The organism is Vibrio jasicida 090810c, assembly GCF_002887615.1.
GTDB classification, from domain to species: domain Bacteria; phylum Pseudomonadota; class Gammaproteobacteria; order Enterobacterales; family Vibrionaceae; genus Vibrio; species Vibrio jasicida.
Genome location: NZ_CP025792.1, coordinates 2187706 through 2205717, shown reverse-complemented (window position 1 = coordinate 2205717; position 18012 = coordinate 2187706). Strand labels below are relative to the sequence as shown.

7 protein-coding genes, 4 tRNA genes, 3 rRNA genes and 1 pseudogene are annotated in these 18012 nt (G+C 47.0%); 11 read left to right on the top strand and 4 right to left on the bottom strand.

All coding sequences use genetic code 11. The annotated features are described in order from the left end of the window. Positions 1 to 2: 2 nt before the first annotated feature. Positions 3 to 2174, bottom strand: coding sequence for a fatty acid oxidation complex subunit alpha FadB (gene fadB / locus C1S73_RS10415; RefSeq protein WP_038870252.1), 2172 nt, complete (start codon positions 2172 to 2174; stop codon positions 3 to 5). Positions 2175 to 2442: 268 nt separating this feature from the next. Between fadB and C1S73_RS10410 the strand changes: the two genes are divergently transcribed. The 10 genes from C1S73_RS10410 to C1S73_RS10360 all read left to right on the top strand — a co-directional run bounded on the left by C1S73_RS10410 (position 2443) and on the right by C1S73_RS10360 (position 11108). After that, entirely contained in the window at positions 2443 to 3066 is a 624-nt protein-coding gene (locus tag C1S73_RS10410) for a YigZ family protein (RefSeq protein ID WP_038870253.1), read from the top strand. A 46-nt stretch (positions 3067 to 3112) separates the two neighbouring features. Beyond that, positions 3113 to 4570 (top strand): TrkH family potassium uptake protein, encoded by a 1458-nt coding sequence (locus C1S73_RS10405; protein WP_038870255.1) that lies wholly within the window; start codon positions 3113 to 3115, stop codon positions 4568 to 4570. A gap of 9 nt (positions 4571 to 4579) precedes the next feature. Further along, positions 4580 to 5113, top strand: a complete 534-nt coding sequence (hemG, locus tag C1S73_RS10400) for a menaquinone-dependent protoporphyrinogen IX dehydrogenase (RefSeq protein WP_038870256.1) — start codon at positions 4580 to 4582, stop codon at positions 5111 to 5113. A 503-nt stretch (positions 5114 to 5616) separates the two neighbouring features. After that, a 16S ribosomal RNA gene (locus tag C1S73_RS10390) occupies positions 5617 to 7169 on the top strand. Positions 7170 to 7258: 89 nt separating this feature from the next. Beyond that, a tRNA-Glu gene (locus C1S73_RS10385) sits at positions 7259 to 7334 on the top strand. A 2-nt stretch (positions 7335 to 7336) separates the two neighbouring features. Then, a tRNA-Lys gene (locus C1S73_RS10380) sits at positions 7337 to 7412 on the top strand. A gap of 29 nt (positions 7413 to 7441) precedes the next feature. Continuing rightward, positions 7442 to 7517, top strand: a tRNA-Val gene (locus C1S73_RS10375). A gap of 345 nt (positions 7518 to 7862) precedes the next feature. Then, positions 7863 to 10754 (top strand): 23S ribosomal RNA (locus C1S73_RS10370). Between the two features lie 92 nt (positions 10755 to 10846). Next, positions 10847 to 10963: ribosomal RNA gene (rrf, locus tag C1S73_RS10365) — 5S ribosomal RNA — on the top strand. Together the 16S, 23S and 5S rRNA genes with 4 tRNA genes alongside form the textbook arrangement of a ribosomal RNA operon. Before the next feature lie 68 nt (positions 10964 to 11031). Continuing rightward, a tRNA-Asp gene (locus tag C1S73_RS10360) sits at positions 11032 to 11108 on the top strand. A gap of 448 nt (positions 11109 to 11556) precedes the next feature. Here C1S73_RS10360 and ilvY read toward each other — a convergent pair. Next, positions 11557 to 12446: pseudogene (ilvY, locus tag C1S73_RS10355) on the bottom strand (HTH-type transcriptional activator IlvY). Between the two features lie 142 nt (positions 12447 to 12588). On the opposite strand from ilvY, the gene ilvC reads away from it, so the two are divergent. Then, the gene (ilvC, locus tag C1S73_RS10350; protein WP_038873950.1) at positions 12589 to 14073 is read left to right on the top strand and encodes a ketol-acid reductoisomerase; all 1485 of its coding nucleotides are present in this window, start codon (positions 12589 to 12591) and stop codon (positions 14071 to 14073) included. A gap of 428 nt (positions 14074 to 14501) precedes the next feature. Here ilvC and ubiK read toward each other — a convergent pair whose 3' ends face one another. Together ubiK and vmeD are read right to left on the bottom strand one after the other, a co-directional pair. Then, positions 14502 to 14753, bottom strand: a complete 252-nt coding sequence (gene ubiK / locus C1S73_RS10345) for a ubiquinone biosynthesis accessory factor UbiK (protein ID WP_005427244.1) — start codon at positions 14751 to 14753, stop codon at positions 14502 to 14504. 132 nt (positions 14754 to 14885) lie between these two features. Beyond that, positions 14886 to 18008, bottom strand: a complete 3123-nt coding sequence (gene vmeD, locus C1S73_RS10335) for a multidrug efflux RND transporter permease subunit VmeD (RefSeq protein WP_038869922.1) — start codon at positions 18006 to 18008, stop codon at positions 14886 to 14888. Positions 18009 to 18012: the final 4 nt, after the last annotated feature.

Below are 18012 nucleotides of genomic sequence, written 5' to 3'. Positions count from 1 at the left end.
CCTTAGATAGAACCTTGCTGTTGTGCACCGTAAAAGCTTTCACCTTTCGCCGCCATATCAATCAGCATCTGTGGTACTTGGTACATAGCACCAAGCTCTGAGTATTGTTTTGCCATTGCAACAAACTCAGCGATACCTACGCTATCTAGGTAGCGGAATACGCCGCCGCGGAATGGAGGGAAGCCAAGACCGTAAACCAGTGCCATATCCGCTTCTTGTGGAGTGGCAATGATGCCTTCTTGTAGGCACAGTACCACTTCGTTGATCATTGGAATCATCATGCGTTGAATGATGGTCTGCTCGTCAAAGTCCTGCTTATCGGCACAAACGTCAGCGAGTACAGACAAGATTTCTTCAGAGAAGGTTTTCTTCGGCTTACCTTTTCTATCAATGGTGTAGCTGTAGAAGCCACTGCCATTTTTCTGGCCGTATTTATCTGCTTCGAACAGTGCATCGATCGCGTCACGACCTTGTTTGCCCATGCGCTCAGGGAAGCCTTGCGCCATCACGGCTTGTGCGTGGTGGGCGGTATCAATACCAACAACATCGAGCAAGTATGCAGGTCCCATCGGCCAGCCAAACTTACGCTCCATGATTTTGTCGATTTTCGTAAAGTCAGCACCATCACGAAGTAGCATGCTGAAGCCGCCAAAGTATGGGAACAATACGCGGTTTACAAAGAACCCAGGGCAGTCATTGACGACAATTGGTGATTTGCCCATTTTCGCTGCGTAGGCTACAACACGATTGATGGTTTCATCAGACGTATGTTCACCACGGATGATCTCGACGAGAGGCATACGATGCACTGGGTTGAAGAAGTGCATGCCACAGAAGTTTTCTGGGCGTTTCAGCGATTTTGCCAATAGGTTGATAGGAATCGTCGAGGTGTTTGAGGTGATAACCGTGTCGTCACCTAAATGCGATTCGACTTCACTCAGCACTGCTGCTTTTACTTTCGGGTTTTCTACTACAGCTTCAACAATCACGTCTGATTCTTCGATGCCTGCGTAATGTAAGCTTGGTGTGATAGACGCTAAAATTCCAGCCATCTTAAAGCCATCAATGCGACCACGAGATAAGCGTTTATTCAATAGCTTAGATGCTTCAGTCATGCCTAAGTCGAGCGAAGGTTGCGCGATGTCTTTCATTAACACCGGTACGCCTTTTAATGCAGATTGGTAGGCGATGCCGCCGCCCATAATACCTGCACCAAGCACAGCCGCACGTTGCGTGTCTTTACTCGCTGACTTAGCTGATTTTTTCGCAAGCCCTTTGATGTATTGGTCGTTAAGGAACAAACCAACCAGGGATTTTGCTTCTTCAGATTTAGCCAGTTTTACGAAGTGCTTACGTTCAATGTCGAGTGCTTCATTACGAGCAAAGCGAGCGCCTTCTTCAATAGTGATAACGGCTGTCATTGGAGCAGGGTAATTAGGACCGGCTTTCTGAGCCACTAGACCCTTCGCCATGGTAAAGCTCATCATTGATTCAAGTTTACTTAGCGTTAGAGGTGATGTTTTTTGCTTGCGACGAGCTTGCCAGTCTAGTTTTTCGTTGATTGCCGATGTCAGTGTCTTAAGTGCTGACTCGTAAAGTGCGTCGCTATCGACAACCGCATCCAGAAGACCAATCTTCAATGCTTCATCCGCACGACATGCTTTACCTTGCGTGATCACTTCCATTGCGCTGTCGGCGCCAATAACACGTGGCAGACGCACACAACCACCAAAGCCCGGCATGATACCCAGTTTCGTTTCTGGTAGACCGATGCTGGTGGTCTTGTCACCAATTCTCATGTCAGTTGCAAGCACACACTCACAACCGCCACCTAACGTGTGACCTTTAAGTACCGAAATCGTCGGGACGGGTAAGTCTTCCAGCTTGTTGAAGATGCTGTTAGCAAATTGCAGCCACTGATCGAGTTCAGAGTCTGTCTTGGCAAAAAGTCCTAAGAATTCGGTGATATCCGCGCCAACAATGAACGCGTCTTTATCTGAGGTGAGCATCAAGCCCTTCAGTCCTTGGTGTGCTTTTAGTGCATCAAGGGCTTTGTCGAGTGACTCTAGTGTTGCTAGATCGAGCTTGTTAACGGATTTTGGAGAGCAGAAGCTAAGCTCTGCAATGCCATCTTGTACTTCCTTTACCTGTAGGGTTTCGGCTTGGTAAATCATTGTCTATCTCCATGACATACAATCTTGGATTGTCTGTATACCGATTTGATGCGGGCTGAGCGCCTGTAGGGCAACAAATAGATATAGAGGAAAGTCGTTATATTTGTTGTTCTGGTTTGACCAGTGGAGTTAGTTTGGACCTCGGATTGGTTAATTTCAATACATTTTTTAAACAAGTGTTTAACATTGTGCGCTGGTGCAGATCTTATGCGACTCACAATTCCGTCTCGTGATAGACTTTGGACAAAGAGAAAAGTGACCTAATCCTATGAATGACCAGCCTTATCTTATCCCTGCCGCGCCTGCTCAATTTGAAGAAGAAATCAAAAAGAGCGTCTTTATTACCTATTTGGCTCATACGCCGAACATAGAGGCTGCAAAGGCGTTCGTAGAGCAGATCAAAACCAAGCACTCTGATGCAAGACATAACTGCTGGGGATTTGTTGCGGGTCGACCAGAAGATTCGATGAAGTGGGGGTTTAGCGATGACGGAGAACCATCGGGGACAGCCGGGAAACCGATCCTAGCTCAATTGTCTGGTTCTGGTGTAGGAGAACTCACAGCTGTTGTTACTCGATATTCTGGTGGCATTAAGTTAGGCACGGGCGGTTTGGTGAAAGCTTATGGTGGCGGTGTGCAACAAGCGCTCAAGCTGCTTCAAACAATTGAGAAAAAAATAACCACAAAACTCCGTCTAGAGTTAGACTATGGTTTTATGCCTATCGCACAGTCGATCATGCCCCAGTTTGGTGCGGTTGAAGTTGAAGCTGAGTACAGCGATCAGGTGGTATTAGTGTTGGAAATTGAGCTACGTGAAGTGAGCGCCTTTACCCAAACTATCATCAACAAAAGCGGTGCAAAGGCAATTGTCACCCCTATAGACGGACAATAATGAAATATAGGAAGCCACAGGGACAGCTTCGCTAGTCAATTAATCCATGCAATTTCGTTCAATTATTCGAATCGTCGGGCTATTGCTCGCGCTTTTTAGTGTCACAATGCTCGCGCCAGCGTTGGTCGCACTCATCTATCGAGATGGTGCGGGTGTACCTTTTGTCACGACTTTCTTCGTACTTCTATTGTGTGGTGGGATATGTTGGTTCCCAAACCGCAGGTATAAACACGAGTTAAAAGCACGTGATGGCTTTCTTATTGTTGTTCTTTTCTGGACAGTACTAGGCAGCGCAGGCTCGATCCCTTTTCTTATCTCAGATAACCCAAATATATCTGTGACTGACGCCTTTTTTGAATCCTTCTCTGCTTTAACGACCACTGGTGCGACAGTTATCGTTGGACTTGATGAATTACCCAAAGCAATCTTGTTTTACCGCCAGCTTCTACAGTGGTTTGGAGGTATGGGGATCATCGTATTAGCCGTTGCAATCCTACCAGTGCTTGGTATCGGTGGTATGCAGCTTTATCGTGCAGAAATCCCAGGGCCAGTCAAAGATACTAAGATGACGCCGCGTATTGCCGAAACGGCTAAAGCGCTATGGTATATCTATTTAAGTCTGACGATCGCATGTGCCGTGGCATTTTGGTTGGCCGGTATGACGCCATTTGATGCTATTAGCCATAGCTTCTCAACTATTGCTATCGGTGGTTTCTCTACGCACGATGCCAGCATGGGCTATTTCGATAGCTATGCGATTAACATGATTACTGTTGTCTTCTTGTTAATCTCGGCATGTAACTATTCTTTGCACTTCGCCGCGTTTGCGTCTGGCGGCGTGCATCCTAAATACTATTGGAAAGATCCAGAGTTCCGCGCTTTCATCTTCATCCAAGTCGTTCTGTTCTTGGTGTGTTTCTTATTATTGTTGAACCACCATTCTTACGATTCAACCTATGATGCATTCGACCAAGCGCTTTTCCAGACTGTTTCCATCTCTACTACGGCTGGCTTTACCACAACCGGCTTTGCTGATTGGCCATTATTCTTACCAGTGCTGTTGTTGTTCTCTTCTTTTATCGGTGGTTGTGCTGGTTCGACTGGCGGCGGTATGAAAGTGATCCGTATCTTATTGCTGACCTTACAAGGTGCGCGAGAGCTGAAGCGTTTGGTGCACCCTCGTGCGGTTTACACCATCAAAGTGGGTGGCAGTGCACTACCGCAAAGAGTTGTAGATGCGGTTTGGGGATTCTTCTCTGCTTACGCTTTGGTATTCGTGGTTTGTATGTTGGGCTTGATTGCGACTGGGATGGATGAGCTAAGCGCATTCTCGGCGGTTGCAGCAACGCTCAACAACTTAGGCCCAGGCTTGGGTGAAGTAGCGCTTCACTTTGGCGATGTGAACGACAAAGCAAAATGGGTATTGATTGTTTCTATGTTGTTTGGTCGTCTGGAAATCTTTACCTTACTTATTCTACTTACGCCGACGTTTTGGCGTAGCTAAGGGGAAATCGTGGCAAAAGCATTATTTCTATATTCCTCCCGTGAAGGGCAGACTAAAAAAATTCTCCACTATATAGATGAGAAGCTAACAGACTTCGAATGTGAGTTGGTGGATTTACATAATCATAATGTTGAGACGATTGATTTTAGCCAATACGACAGGGTATTGATTGGAGCGTCTATTCGTTATGGTCATCTTAATAAGAAGCTGTACCAGTTTATTGAGCGAAACCTCAATCAACTTGAACAAAGTAAAGTGGCGTTCTTCTGCGTAAACCTAACCGCTCGTAAAGAAGACCAAGGAAAGGATACGCCAGAAGGCAGCGCTTACATTCGTAAGTTCCTAATTAAGTCACCTTGGAAACCAACCTTAATCGGTGTTTTTGCTGGTGCTCTTTATTACCCACGTTATGGTTGGTTCGACAAAACGATGATTAAGTTCATTATGTCGATGACGGGTGGCGAAACCGATACGACCAAAGAAGTGGAATACACCAATTGGGAAAAAGTGGCTCTTTTCGCAGATAAATTCAAAGAACTGTAGAAATAACGTGCTTTTTTGACCGCTTTTGACGCAAATTTATCCGAACGGTAAAAAAGTCAAAAAAAAGGTGAAAAAGGGCTTGCCAATGTGATCGCAATCTCTATAATGCCACCTCGCTGACACGGCAACGCTTCGAAAGAAACGAAAGCCAAGTTAGCAAGCCAATTAGCCAAGCGGAAACGCTTGAAAGAAAGTTTGAAAAAAGTGATTGACACTAAACTTTAACTCGCTAAAATGGCCGTCCGATTTGAGCAAAGCTCAATAGGAAAGCTCTTTAACAATATAGACCTATCAATCTGTGTGGGCACTCGTTGATGATAATCCAATTAGATACCTCGGTATCAAATTAGGTTTCAATGAACTGAGTGACCAATCAAGTCTTCGGACTTGGCACAGTCAATTCATTATCATTCTGTTGGAATGGTAATAGCTTTAAAATTACTTCTTACTTTCGAGTAAGGATGAGTTTTGAAGTCAGTATTCGTTGAGCCGAACAAAATCTTAAATTGAAGAGTTTGATCATGGCTCAGATTGAACGCTGGCGGCAGGCCTAACACATGCAAGTCGAGCGGAAACGACTTAACTGAACCTTCGGGGGACGTTAAGGGCGTCGAGCGGCGGACGGGTGAGTAATGCCTAGGAAATTGCCCTGATGTGGGGGATAACCATTGGAAACGATGGCTAATACCGCATAATGCCTACGGGCCAAAGAGGGGGACCTTCGGGCCTCTCGCGTCAGGATATGCCTAGGTGGGATTAGCTAGTTGGTGAGGTAATGGCTCACCAAGGCGACGATCCCTAGCTGGTCTGAGAGGATGATCAGCCACACTGGAACTGAGACACGGTCCAGACTCCTACGGGAGGCAGCAGTGGGGAATATTGCACAATGGGCGCAAGCCTGATGCAGCCATGCCGCGTGTGTGAAGAAGGCCTTCGGGTTGTAAAGCACTTTCAGTCGTGAGGAAGGTGGTAGTGTTAATAGCACTATCATTTGACGTTAGCGACAGAAGAAGCACCGGCTAACTCCGTGCCAGCAGCCGCGGTAATACGGAGGGTGCGAGCGTTAATCGGAATTACTGGGCGTAAAGCGCATGCAGGTGGTTTGTTAAGTCAGATGTGAAAGCCCGGGGCTCAACCTCGGAATAGCATTTGAAACTGGCAGACTAGAGTACTGTAGAGGGGGGTAGAATTTCAGGTGTAGCGGTGAAATGCGTAGAGATCTGAAGGAATACCGGTGGCGAAGGCGGCCCCCTGGACAGATACTGACACTCAGATGCGAAAGCGTGGGGAGCAAACAGGATTAGATACCCTGGTAGTCCACGCCGTAAACGATGTCTACTTGGAGGTTGTGGCCTTGAGCCGTGGCTTTCGGAGCTAACGCGTTAAGTAGACCGCCTGGGGAGTACGGTCGCAAGATTAAAACTCAAATGAATTGACGGGGGCCCGCACAAGCGGTGGAGCATGTGGTTTAATTCGATGCAACGCGAAGAACCTTACCTACTCTTGACATCCAGAGAACTTTCCAGAGATGGATTGGTGCCTTCGGGAACTCTGAGACAGGTGCTGCATGGCTGTCGTCAGCTCGTGTTGTGAAATGTTGGGTTAAGTCCCGCAACGAGCGCAACCCTTATCCTTGTTTGCCAGCGAGTAATGTCGGGAACTCCAGGGAGACTGCCGGTGATAAACCGGAGGAAGGTGGGGACGACGTCAAGTCATCATGGCCCTTACGAGTAGGGCTACACACGTGCTACAATGGCGCATACAGAGGGCAGCAAGCTAGCGATAGTGAGCGAATCCCAAAAAGTGCGTCGTAGTCCGGATTGGAGTCTGCAACTCGACTCCATGAAGTCGGAATCGCTAGTAATCGTGGATCAGAATGCCACGGTGAATACGTTCCCGGGCCTTGTACACACCGCCCGTCACACCATGGGAGTGGGCTGCAAAAGAAGTAGGTAGTTTAACCTTCGGGAGGACGCTTACCACTTTGTGGTTCATGACTGGGGTGAAGTCGTAACAAGGTAGCGCTAGGGGAACCTGGCGCTGGATCACCTCCTTATACGATGATTACTCACGATGAGTGTCCACACAGATTGATACGGTTTATAAGTAAAAGAGACGAAGATATCCCAATATCTTCAATCCAGTGTCCCGTTCGTCTAGAGGCCTAGGACACCGCCCTTTCACGGCGGTAACAGGGGTTCGACTCCCCTACGGGATACCATTGGGTCGTTAGCTCAGTTGGTAGAGCAGTTGACTTTTAATCAATTGGTCGCAGGTTCGAATCCTGCACGACCCACCATTCTCTCCACGAGAATGAAAAAATAATGTGGGCGATTAGCTCAGTTGGGAGAGCACCTGCCTTACAAGCAGGGGGTCACTGGTTCGAGCCCGGTATCGCCCACCATTCTCTAAGTATTTTTGGATAGGAATTCCAAACCACTTCAGTAAGACGTATGTGGTTAGAATCTTCGACTCTGAAAGTCTTTAGAAAATGAACTTCTTAGGAAGTGATTTGCTCTTTAACAATTTGGAAAGCTGACAAAGTAATCTTTAAGATTACTTGTAAAGTTCTCAATGTTTGTCTTTATGACAAACACCAAAAAACACATTCAAGTGTTCTTGGGAATATCACTTTTAAGTGATTATTCGAAATTGAGTCCGGCAAAATCGAAATGTCTCTCGCTCATTCAAATAATGAGAGACAACTTTGGTGATTTGATTATCAACTCGAAACTCCTTCGGGTTGTATGGTTAAGTGACTAAGCGTACACGGTGGATGCCTTGGCAGTCAGAGGCGATGAAGGACGTATTAACTTGCGATAAGCCCAGATTAGGTAGTAAAAACCACTTGAGTCTGGGATTTCCGAATGGGGAAACCCACTAGCATAAGCTAGTATCGCTGCGTGAATACATAGCGCAGCGAGGCGAACCGGGGGAACTGAAACATCTAAGTACCCCGAGGAAAAGAAATCAACCGAGATTCCGAAAGTAGCGGCGAGCGAAATTGGACTAGCCCTTAAGCTTTATATGCGTTAGACGAACGGTCTGGAAAGTCCGGCAATAAAGGGTGATAGCCCCGTAGTTGACAACGCACATTCAGTGAAATCGAGTAGGGCGGGACACGTGATATCCTGTCTGAATATGGGGGGACCATCCTCCAAGGCTAAATACTACTGACTGACCGATAGTGAACCAGTACCGTGAGGGAAAGGCGAAAAGAACCCCTGTGAGGGGAGTGAAATAGAACCTGAAACCGTGTACGTACAAGCAGTAGGAGCACCTTCGTGGTGTGACTGCGTACCTTTTGTATAATGGGTCAGCGACTTATATTCAGTGGCAAGGTTAACCATCTAGGGGAGCCGTAGCGAAAGCGAGTGTTAACTGCGCGACTTAGTCGCTGGATATAGACCCGAAACCAGGTGATCTAGCCATGGGCAGGTTGAAGATTGAGTAACATCAATTGGAGGACCGAACCGACTAATGTTGAAAAATTAGCGGATGACTTGTGGCTAGGGGTGAAAGGCCAATCAAACCTGGAGATAGCTGGTTCTCCCCGAAAGCTATTTAGGTAGCGCCTCGGACGAATACTACTGGGGGTAGAGCACTGTTAAGGCTAGGGGGTCATCCCGACTTACCAACCCTTTGCAAACTCCGAATACCAGTAAGTACTATCCGGGAGACACACGGCGGGTGCTAACGTCCGTCGTGGAGAGGGAAACAACCCAGACCGCCAGCTAAGGTCCCAAATTATTACTAAGTGGGAAACGATGTGGGAAGGCTCAGACAGCCAGGATGTTGGCTTAGAAGCAGCCATCATTTAAAGAAAGCGTAATAGCTCACTGGTCGAGTCGGCCTGCGCGGAAGATGTAACGGGGCTAAGTAATAAACCGAAGCTGCGGCAATGAAGTTTTACTTCATTGGGTAGGGGAGCGTTCTGTAAGCCGTTGAAGGTGTGTTGTAAAGCATGCTGGAGGTATCAGAAGTGCGAATGCTGACATGAGTAACGATAAAGGGGGTGAAAAACCTCCTCGCCGGAAGACCAAGGGTTCCTGTCCAACGTTAATCGGGGCAGGGTAAGTCGACCCCTAAGGCGAGGCCGAAAGGCGTAGTCGATGGGAAACGGGTTAATATTCCCGTACTTCTTACAATTGCGATGGGGGGACGGAGAAGGCTAGGTGGGCCTGGCGACGGTTGTCCAGGTTCAAGTGCGTAGGCTGAAGAGTTAGGTAAATCCGGCTCTTCTTAAGGCTGAGACACGACGTCGAGCTACTACGGTAGTGAAGTCATTGATGCCATGCTTCCAGGAAAAGCCTCTAAGCTTCAGATTGTAAGGAATCGTACCCCAAACCGACACAGGTGGTCGGGTAGAGAATACCAAGGCGCTTGAGAGAACTCGGGTGAAGGAACTAGGCAAAATGGTACCGTAACTTCGGGAGAAGGTACGCTCTTGATGGTGAAGTCCCTCGCGGATGGAGCTGACGAGAGTCGCAGATACCAGGTGGCTGCAACTGTTTATTAAAAACACAGCACTGTGCAAAATCGTAAGATGACGTATACGGTGTGACGCCTGCCCGGTGCCGGAAGGTTAATTGATGGGGTTAGACTTCGGTCGAAGCTCTTGATCGAAGCCCCGGTAAACGGCGGCCGTAACTATAACGGTCCTAAGGTAGCGAAATTCCTTGTCGGGTAAGTTCCGACCTGCACGAATGGCGTAATGATGGCCACGCTGTCTCCACCCGAGACTCAGTGAAATTGAAATCGCTGTGAAGATGCAGTGTACCCGCGGCTAGACGGAAAGACCCCGTGAACCTTTACTACAGCTTGGCACTGAACATTGACCCTACATGTGTAGGATAGGTGGGAGGCTTTGAAGCACAGTCGCTAGATTGTGTGGAGCCGTCCTTGAAATACCACCCTTGTAGTGTTGATGTTCTAACGTCGACCCCTTATCGGGGTTGCGGACAGTGCCTGGTGGGTAGTTTGACTGGGGCGGTCTCCTCCCAAAGAGTAACGGAGGAGCACGAAGGTGGGCTAATCACGGTTGGACATCGTGAGGTTAGTGCAATGGCATAAGCCCGCTTGACTGCGAGAATGACAATTCGAGCAGGTGCGAAAGCAGGTCATAGTGATCCGGTGGTTCTGTATGGAAGGGCCATCGCTCAACGGATAAAAGGTACTCCGGGGATAACAGGCTGATACCGCCCAAGAGTTCATATCGACGGCGGTGTTTGGCACCTCGATGTCGGCTCATCACATCCTGGGGCTGAAGTCGGTCCCAAGGGTATGGCTGTTCGCCATTTAAAGTGGTACGCGAGCTGGGTTTAGAACGTCGTGAGACAGTTCGGTCCCTATCTGCCGTGGGCGTTGGAAGATTGAAGGGGGCTGCTCCTAGTACGAGAGGACCGGAGTGGACGAACCTCTGGTGTTCGGGTTGTGTCGCCAGACGCATTGCCCGGTAGCTAAGTTCGGAATCGATAACCGCTGAAAGCATCTAAGCGGGAAGCGAGCCCTGAGATGAGTCTTCCCTGATACTTTAAGTATCCTAAAGGGTTGTTCGAGACTAGAACGTTGATAGGCAGGGTGTGTAAGCGTTGTGAGGCGTTGAGCTAACCTGTACTAATTGCCCGTGAGGCTTAACCATACAACACCCAAGGGGTTTTGATGGACTCAATGTAAGAACATTGAATGTGTATAAATAGAACTTAAAATCAGTTTTCCAGATTAAAGAATTTGCTTGGCGACCATAGCGATTTGGACCCACCTGACTTCCATTCCGAACTCAGAAGTGAAACGAATTAGCGCCGATGGTAGTGTGGGGTTTCCCCATGTGAGAGTAGGACATCGCCAGGCTTTATTTTATTTTCACTTTTTATGAAAAAGTGAAGACAAAAACTTAGACTTAAATGTCTAACCAGTGCGGAGCGGTAGTTCAGTTGGTTAGAATACCGGCCTGTCACGCCGGGGGTCGCGGGTTCGAGTCCCGTCCGCTCCGCCACTTATTCAGACAAAAGCCCCAGCAGAAATGCTGGGGCTTTTTCGTATCTAACAACTCAATTCATGCATGAGTCTCGCTTGTGTGTAAGTCCAATTGAACGCAAGCTCGGACCAGGCGTCCCCACGGCTCCGCAACTTATTTGGAAACCCAGCCTTCGGAATAGGTTTTGTCGTTTCTGATATCCTCAGATCTCTGTGTTTGCTGTAGAACTCGTTGTGTTAGGTAAAGATCTTATCTCTCTTGTCAGTGTCCATTTTCTAAATCTTAAAAGTAACTAAGGGTAAGTACTTACTTATTCTCATCACTTTGCTAGCAATACCTTTGTTATGTGAGTCGTGATGTCAGCTACTTCTAAGTGCTGTTACATATTTTGCATTCGAGTTTTACTGTAAATAAAAAGCCCGTTGCTTGCGTAACGGGCTTCGGATTCCAATTTGTATAGATATCTCTAAAGGGATATATACTTACTTTCTGCGACTTCCCATAGGGCTTTAACTAACGGGTTTTCTAGCTGGCTTTTAATACAGCAAACACCGAGTTCGAATGGTTTGATAGGCAGAACTTTCAGTCGATTTATCTTCTCTCTGACAGGGCTATTGTTGATTACCACATCCGGTGCGATACCTACGCCACAACCTAAAGCCACCATACTGACAATGGCCTCATGCCCTGCTACTTGTGCGTAGATGTTTGGTTTGATCTTCATTTGCTTAAACCAAACATTCGCTCTTTCTCTTGCTGTGCCTGCTTCTGGGAGAATAAAAGGGATCGTTGACCAATCCGGGGTTTCTTTTTGTAGTTCTTCTGCGAAGCTGCTAATTCCAACCGGAGCAATAACCGATAGAGGTATCTCGCTGATTGGTTCAAAAGCCACTTTAGCGGGTAGTTGGTCTGGCTTTGCCGAGATCGCGATATCAGCCTCATCCGCCATTATCTTATCGATAGCTTGGGCTGGATCGCCAGTAGAGAGTTTGAATTCAATAAATGGGTGTTGTATGCGGAAATCGGAAATAAGCTCCGGGAGGTGACTGTAACTTGCAGTTACCGAGCAAAATAAACGTATCTCCCCCTTTAGCTCATCTTCCGTTCCTTTGACGTAGCTTTGGTATTGCTGCCATTCCCCAAGATCTTTAGTGCAACAGGCAATAACTTCTTTCCTTGAACCGTCAATTCGACACTTCGATTATCACGCAAGAACAGCTGTTGATGCGTTTCTTCTTCTAATTTTTGGATCTGCCGACTCAGTGCGGAAGGGCTGATATGCATTGCTGCCGCTGTCTTAGCGAAGCTTTTACTATCACATAGATGAATGAATAGTTGTAGGCTTTTGATGTTCATTAAATCTTTACGTCCATGTTGCATTTATTGCAATAAGTAATTGTGAATATATCACTTTCAGCAACAGAATGTCTGTTTTAGTATGAACTCATTCGGTAACACAAATACCGACCTCTATGGAAGAATGTTAAGGAGCACCCAGATGGCTAACTATTTCAATACCCTAAACTTACGTGAGCAATTGGACCAACTTGGTCGTTGTCGCTTTATGGACCGCGAAGAATTCGCATCAGAAGCAGATTACCTAAAAGGTAAGAAAGTGGTCATCGTAGGTTGTGGTGCTCAAGGCCTTAACCAAGGTCTAAATATGCGTGATTCTGGTTTAGACGTTGCTTACGCTCTACGCCAAGCTGCGATCGACGAGCAACGTCAATCGTTCAAAAACGCAAAAGATAACGGCTTTGAAGTAGACAGTTATGAAAAGCTAATTCCACAAGCTGACCTAGTAATCAACCTAACGCCAGACAAGCAGCACACTAACGTTGTTGAAACGGTAATGCCTCTCATGAAAGAAGGCGCAGCACTAGGCTACTCACACGGTTTCAACGTAGTTGAAGAAGGCATGCAAATCCGTAAAGACCTAACGGTTGTAATGGTTGCGCCTAAGTGTCCAGGTACAGAAGTACGTGAAGAGTACAAGCGTGGCTTCGGTGTCCCTACACTAATCGCTGTTCACCCAGAAAATGACCCTAAAAGCGAAGGCTGGGACATTGCGAAAGCATGGGCTGCTGGTACAGGTGGCCACCGCGCAGGTTGTCTAGAGTCTTCATTCGTAGCGGAAGTTAAATCTGACCTAATGGGTGAGCAAACTATCCTATGTGGCATGCTACAAGCCGGTTCTATCGTGTCTTACGAGAAGATGATTGCTGACGGTATCGACCCAAGCTACGCAGGTAAACTTCTACAATACGGTTGGGAGACAATCACTGAAGCTCTTAAGTTTGGTGGTATCACTCACATGATGGATCGTCTATCAAACCCAGCAAAAGTAAAAGCATTTGAGCTTTCTGAAGAGCTAAAAGAGCTAATGCGTCCACTATACAACAAGCATATGGACGACATCATTACGGGTGAATTCTCCAGTACTATGATGGCTGACTGGGCAAACGACGATGCAAATCTACTAGGCTGGCGTGAAGAGACGGGCGAAACCGCTTTCGAAAACTACCCAGCAGGCGATATCGAAATCTCTGAACAAGAGTACTTCGACAACGGCATTCTACTGGTTGCTATGGTTCGTGCCGGTGTTGAGCTAGCGTTCGAAGCAATGACAGCATCAGGCATCATCGATGAATCTGCATACTACGAGTCACTGCACGAGCTACCGCTAATAGCAAACACAGTTGCACGTAAGCGCCTATACGAAATGAACGTGGTAATTTCAGATACAGCAGAGTACGGTAACTACCTATTTGCTAACGTAGCAACACCGCTACTACGTGAGAAGTTCATGCCATCAGTAAGCACAGACGTAATCGGTAAAGGTCTAGGCGAGTCGTCTAACCAAGTCGATAACGCTACGCTAATCGCAGTAAACGAAGCGATTCGTAACCACCCAGTAGAGTACATCGGTGAAGAGCTACGTGGTTACATGACGGATATGAAGAACATCGCAGTAGGCGGCTAATTTCTATCTAAGTCAGTAAAGAACTCCGGATAGACTGGGGTCAATAAATACAACATACAACACAACATCTAATTAAAAGGCTTGGTCGCCGTTGACCAAGCCTTTTTGTTTTTATGAAGACTGACTGTTTCCTTCGAACCGTGGGAGTGCTTCGCTGTTAAAATCGGACGTGTTCGTTGGGATAGAATTGAAAGAAGTAGAGGTATCGTAAGTGTTGACTGAATTTGTAGTTAAGAAGACAACATTGAAGCGAATACCGAAAACAAAAAGGGTTGACGTGCACACGCCAACCCTTAAGAATTTTCTCGCTTCTCGCTTCTCGCTTCTCGCTTCTCGCTTCTCGCTTCTCGCTTCTCGCTTCTCGCTTCTCGCTTCTCGCTTCTCGCTTCTCGCTTCTCGCTTCTCGCTTCTCGCTTCTCGCTTCTCGCTTATTTATCAGCTAGCTTTTCTTCAAGCTCAGCCAATTTCTTTTCCATTTCTGTCAGCTTTTGACGAGTGCGCAGCAGAACTTGAGTTTGTACGTCGAATTCTTCACGGCTAACAACGTCTAGCTTGTTTAGCTGACCTTGGATGACTTGGCGAACTTTTTGATCAACATCCGCGCCTAGTTCTTTTACTGGCTGTGGCATTGATTCGTGAATTTGTTTAGCGATTTGCTCTAATTTCTTTGGGTCAAACATAGTGGCTAAAACTCCTTTTGATTTGCCCACATTCTATTTAATTGATACGTGAAAGTCGCCATTTAGATGGTAAAAAAGAGAGCAGCAATAAAAAAGGTCACCGAAGTGACCTTTTTCTTAGTGCTTTTATACTTACTTGTTATCAGCTAATTCGCGGTGAGCTGCTTTCGCCTCATCCACTCGAGCTAGCTTTTCCAAGTCTTTGTCTTCAACAAACACTGGTAGTGGCTTGTGTTTCTCAGCAAGGTAGCTGTAAATCACTGGCAGTACGAATAGTGTAAATAGCGTACCGATCGCCAGACCAGCAACGATTACGATACCGATACTGAAGCGTTGCTCAGCACCTGCGCCTGTTGCGTACATCAATGGGATAAGACCTGCAATCATCGCTGCCGTCGTCATCAGGATTGGACGAAGACGAACTTTTGCTGCTTCCATTACCGCATCGATACGAGACAGTTTGTTGTGTAACTGCTCTTCTTTCGCTACCTCACAGATCAAGATACCGTGCTTGGTGATCAGACCAACCAGGGTAATCAAACCAACTTGTGAGTAGATGTTCATCGATGCCGTACCCCACGCCAGAGCTATCAACGCACCACAAACAGCAAGTGGTACTGATACCATGATTACGATTGGATCGCGGATCGATTCAAACTGAATCGCCAGTACTAGGAAGATGATTGCTAGTGCCAAACCGAATGTTGCGTATAACGCACTACCTTCAGTTACGAACTGACGCGCTTCACCCATGTAGTCATGGTTGTAGCCTGACGGCAGTTTGTTTTGTGCCACGTCTTCGAACCAGTTGATCGCATCCCCCATTGCAACACCAGGAGCTGGTACAGCACCAACAGTGGCTGAGTTTAGCTGGTTGAAGTGAGGCAGTGCACGAGGCTCTGCGACCACATCAATTGTGATCAAACTACCCAATGGTACTGCTTTGCCGTCAACTGAACGTACGTAGTAATTCTTCATCGACTCTGGGTTTAGACGCCACTTACGTTCAACTTGAGGGATTACCTCGTATGAACGACCATTTAGGTCGATACGGTTTACATAACCATCGGCCATCATGGTACTTAACGTGACACCAATGTCTTGCATGGTCACGCCGTAAGCGCCGGCTTTGTCTTTATCGATGCTGATTTTCATCGTTGCTGAATCGTAGTTCAGATCCAGATCCGAATACACGAACAGTGGACTCTTCGATACATCGGTCAGAATATCACTTGCGATAGTAAACAGGCTTTCGAAGCTGTTTGGCGTAGTCACAACGAACTGAATTGGCAGACCTGAACCTGCACCTGGAAGTTCTGGCATTTGGAAAGCCGTTACTGACATACCTGGTACATGAGAAACTAAGTCACCCACACGTTTGGTAATGTCCGCTTGGCTTGCCTCACGCTCACTCCAAGGTTTCAGTGTTGCTAGACCGAATGCTTGGTTCGAGTTAGGTACACCGTTAAACACCTGAGCGTATTCTACTTCTGGCTGGTCAGACAGAATCTTGTTTACATCGTTCATGGTGCTTTGGATGTAATCCAAGTTCGCATTTGATGGGGCTGTACCCATTAAGACCACAACGCCTTTATCTTCCGATGGTGCCAGTTCACTCGGAATGAACTTAAACAAGATCGGTAGACTCGCGAACACGATGATCGCAAAAGCAATGATAACCGGACGATGAGCCATGACTGCAGTTAGCATCTTCTCGTAGCGGTTGGTCATGCCATCAAGAACGTGGTGAACTTTTTGCTCAAACTTGCTTGGCTCTTCGTTTGCCTTCAGCATTTTTGAACACATCATCGGTGACAGAGTCAATGCGATGATACCGGACACAAATACAGCACCCGCAAGGGTAAGAGCAAACTCTTTAAATAGTGAGCCTGTAATACCACCCATCAGAGCGATAGGCGCGTATACCGCACCTAACGTCAGTGTCATCGCGATTACTGGGACAGCAATCTCTCGTGTACCAATGATCGCAGCTCGGAACGGTGATTCCCCTTCCTTGATGTGTCGATCGACGTTCTCAAGAACAACGATCGCGTCATCCACCACCAGACCGATGGCGAGTACCATTGCCAGTAGTGTCATCAAGTTCCAAGAGAAACCCATCGCTTGCATCACCATTGCCACACCAATCAATGATAATGGGATAGTAACGATAGGGATGATTACCGCACGGAATGAACCTAGGAACAAAGTGATAACGATAAGTACGATGACTGCTGCTTCAAGAATGGTTTTCACAACTTCGTGAATCGATTCGTTGATAGCAATAGTCGAGTCGTACATCACATTCATCTTGATGTTACTTGGCAAGTTACGTTCTAGTTGAGGTAACAACGTCAGTACATCTGCTGCAATATTGATCGGGTTGGCACTTGGTGCTGCGTTAATCGCTGCAACCACGGCTTCTTGACCATTAGCACTAGCACGGTAAATATCGTGGCTCTTCTCTAGCGTCACTTTCGCAATGTCACCAAGGCGAATTACATCACCTTCACCGGTTTTCACCACAAGTGCTTCTAGTTCCGCAACGTTGGATACCTGAGTATCTGCACTGCCGTTGTAAAGTACGAATTCACCTGTCGCCTGACCAGTTGCCGACTGATAGTTGTTGGCGTTTAGTACGGTCATTACGTCAGTTGCTGTCAGCTTAAGAGCCCCCATTTTTGCAGGGTCTAGCCATACGCGCAGTGCGTATTTCATACCACCGTATAGGTCAACTTTCGATACACCGTTTACCGTGAATAACTGCGGGTTGATTACACGCTCAAGGTAGTCTGTGATCTGGCTTGAAGACAGCTCATCACTGGTGAAGCCAATATACAGTACTGCCGTTGTCGAACCTGTCGACATAGTTACCGTAGGGTCTTCCGCTTCTTTTGGAAGCTGCGAGCGAACCGAGTTGGTTTTCGCCAGAATGTCAGACAGCGCCGCATTCGGATCAGTGTTTAACTTCATGTTTACGGTGATGGTAGAAGTACCGAGTACCGAGGATGAAGTCATGTAGTCGATATTATCGGCCTGAGCAACGGCTTGTTCCAAAGGCTGAGTAATGAAGCCTTGGATTAAGTCGGCGCTGGCACCGTAATAACTGGTGGTTACAGTAACCACCGTGTTTGTCATTTCAGGGTATTCACGAACCTGCATCTTGAATACGGCTTGCAAACCAAGCAACGCAATCAAAAAACTGATCGATACCGCTAAAACTGGACGTTTAATAAAAACATCGGTAAAGCGCATGATG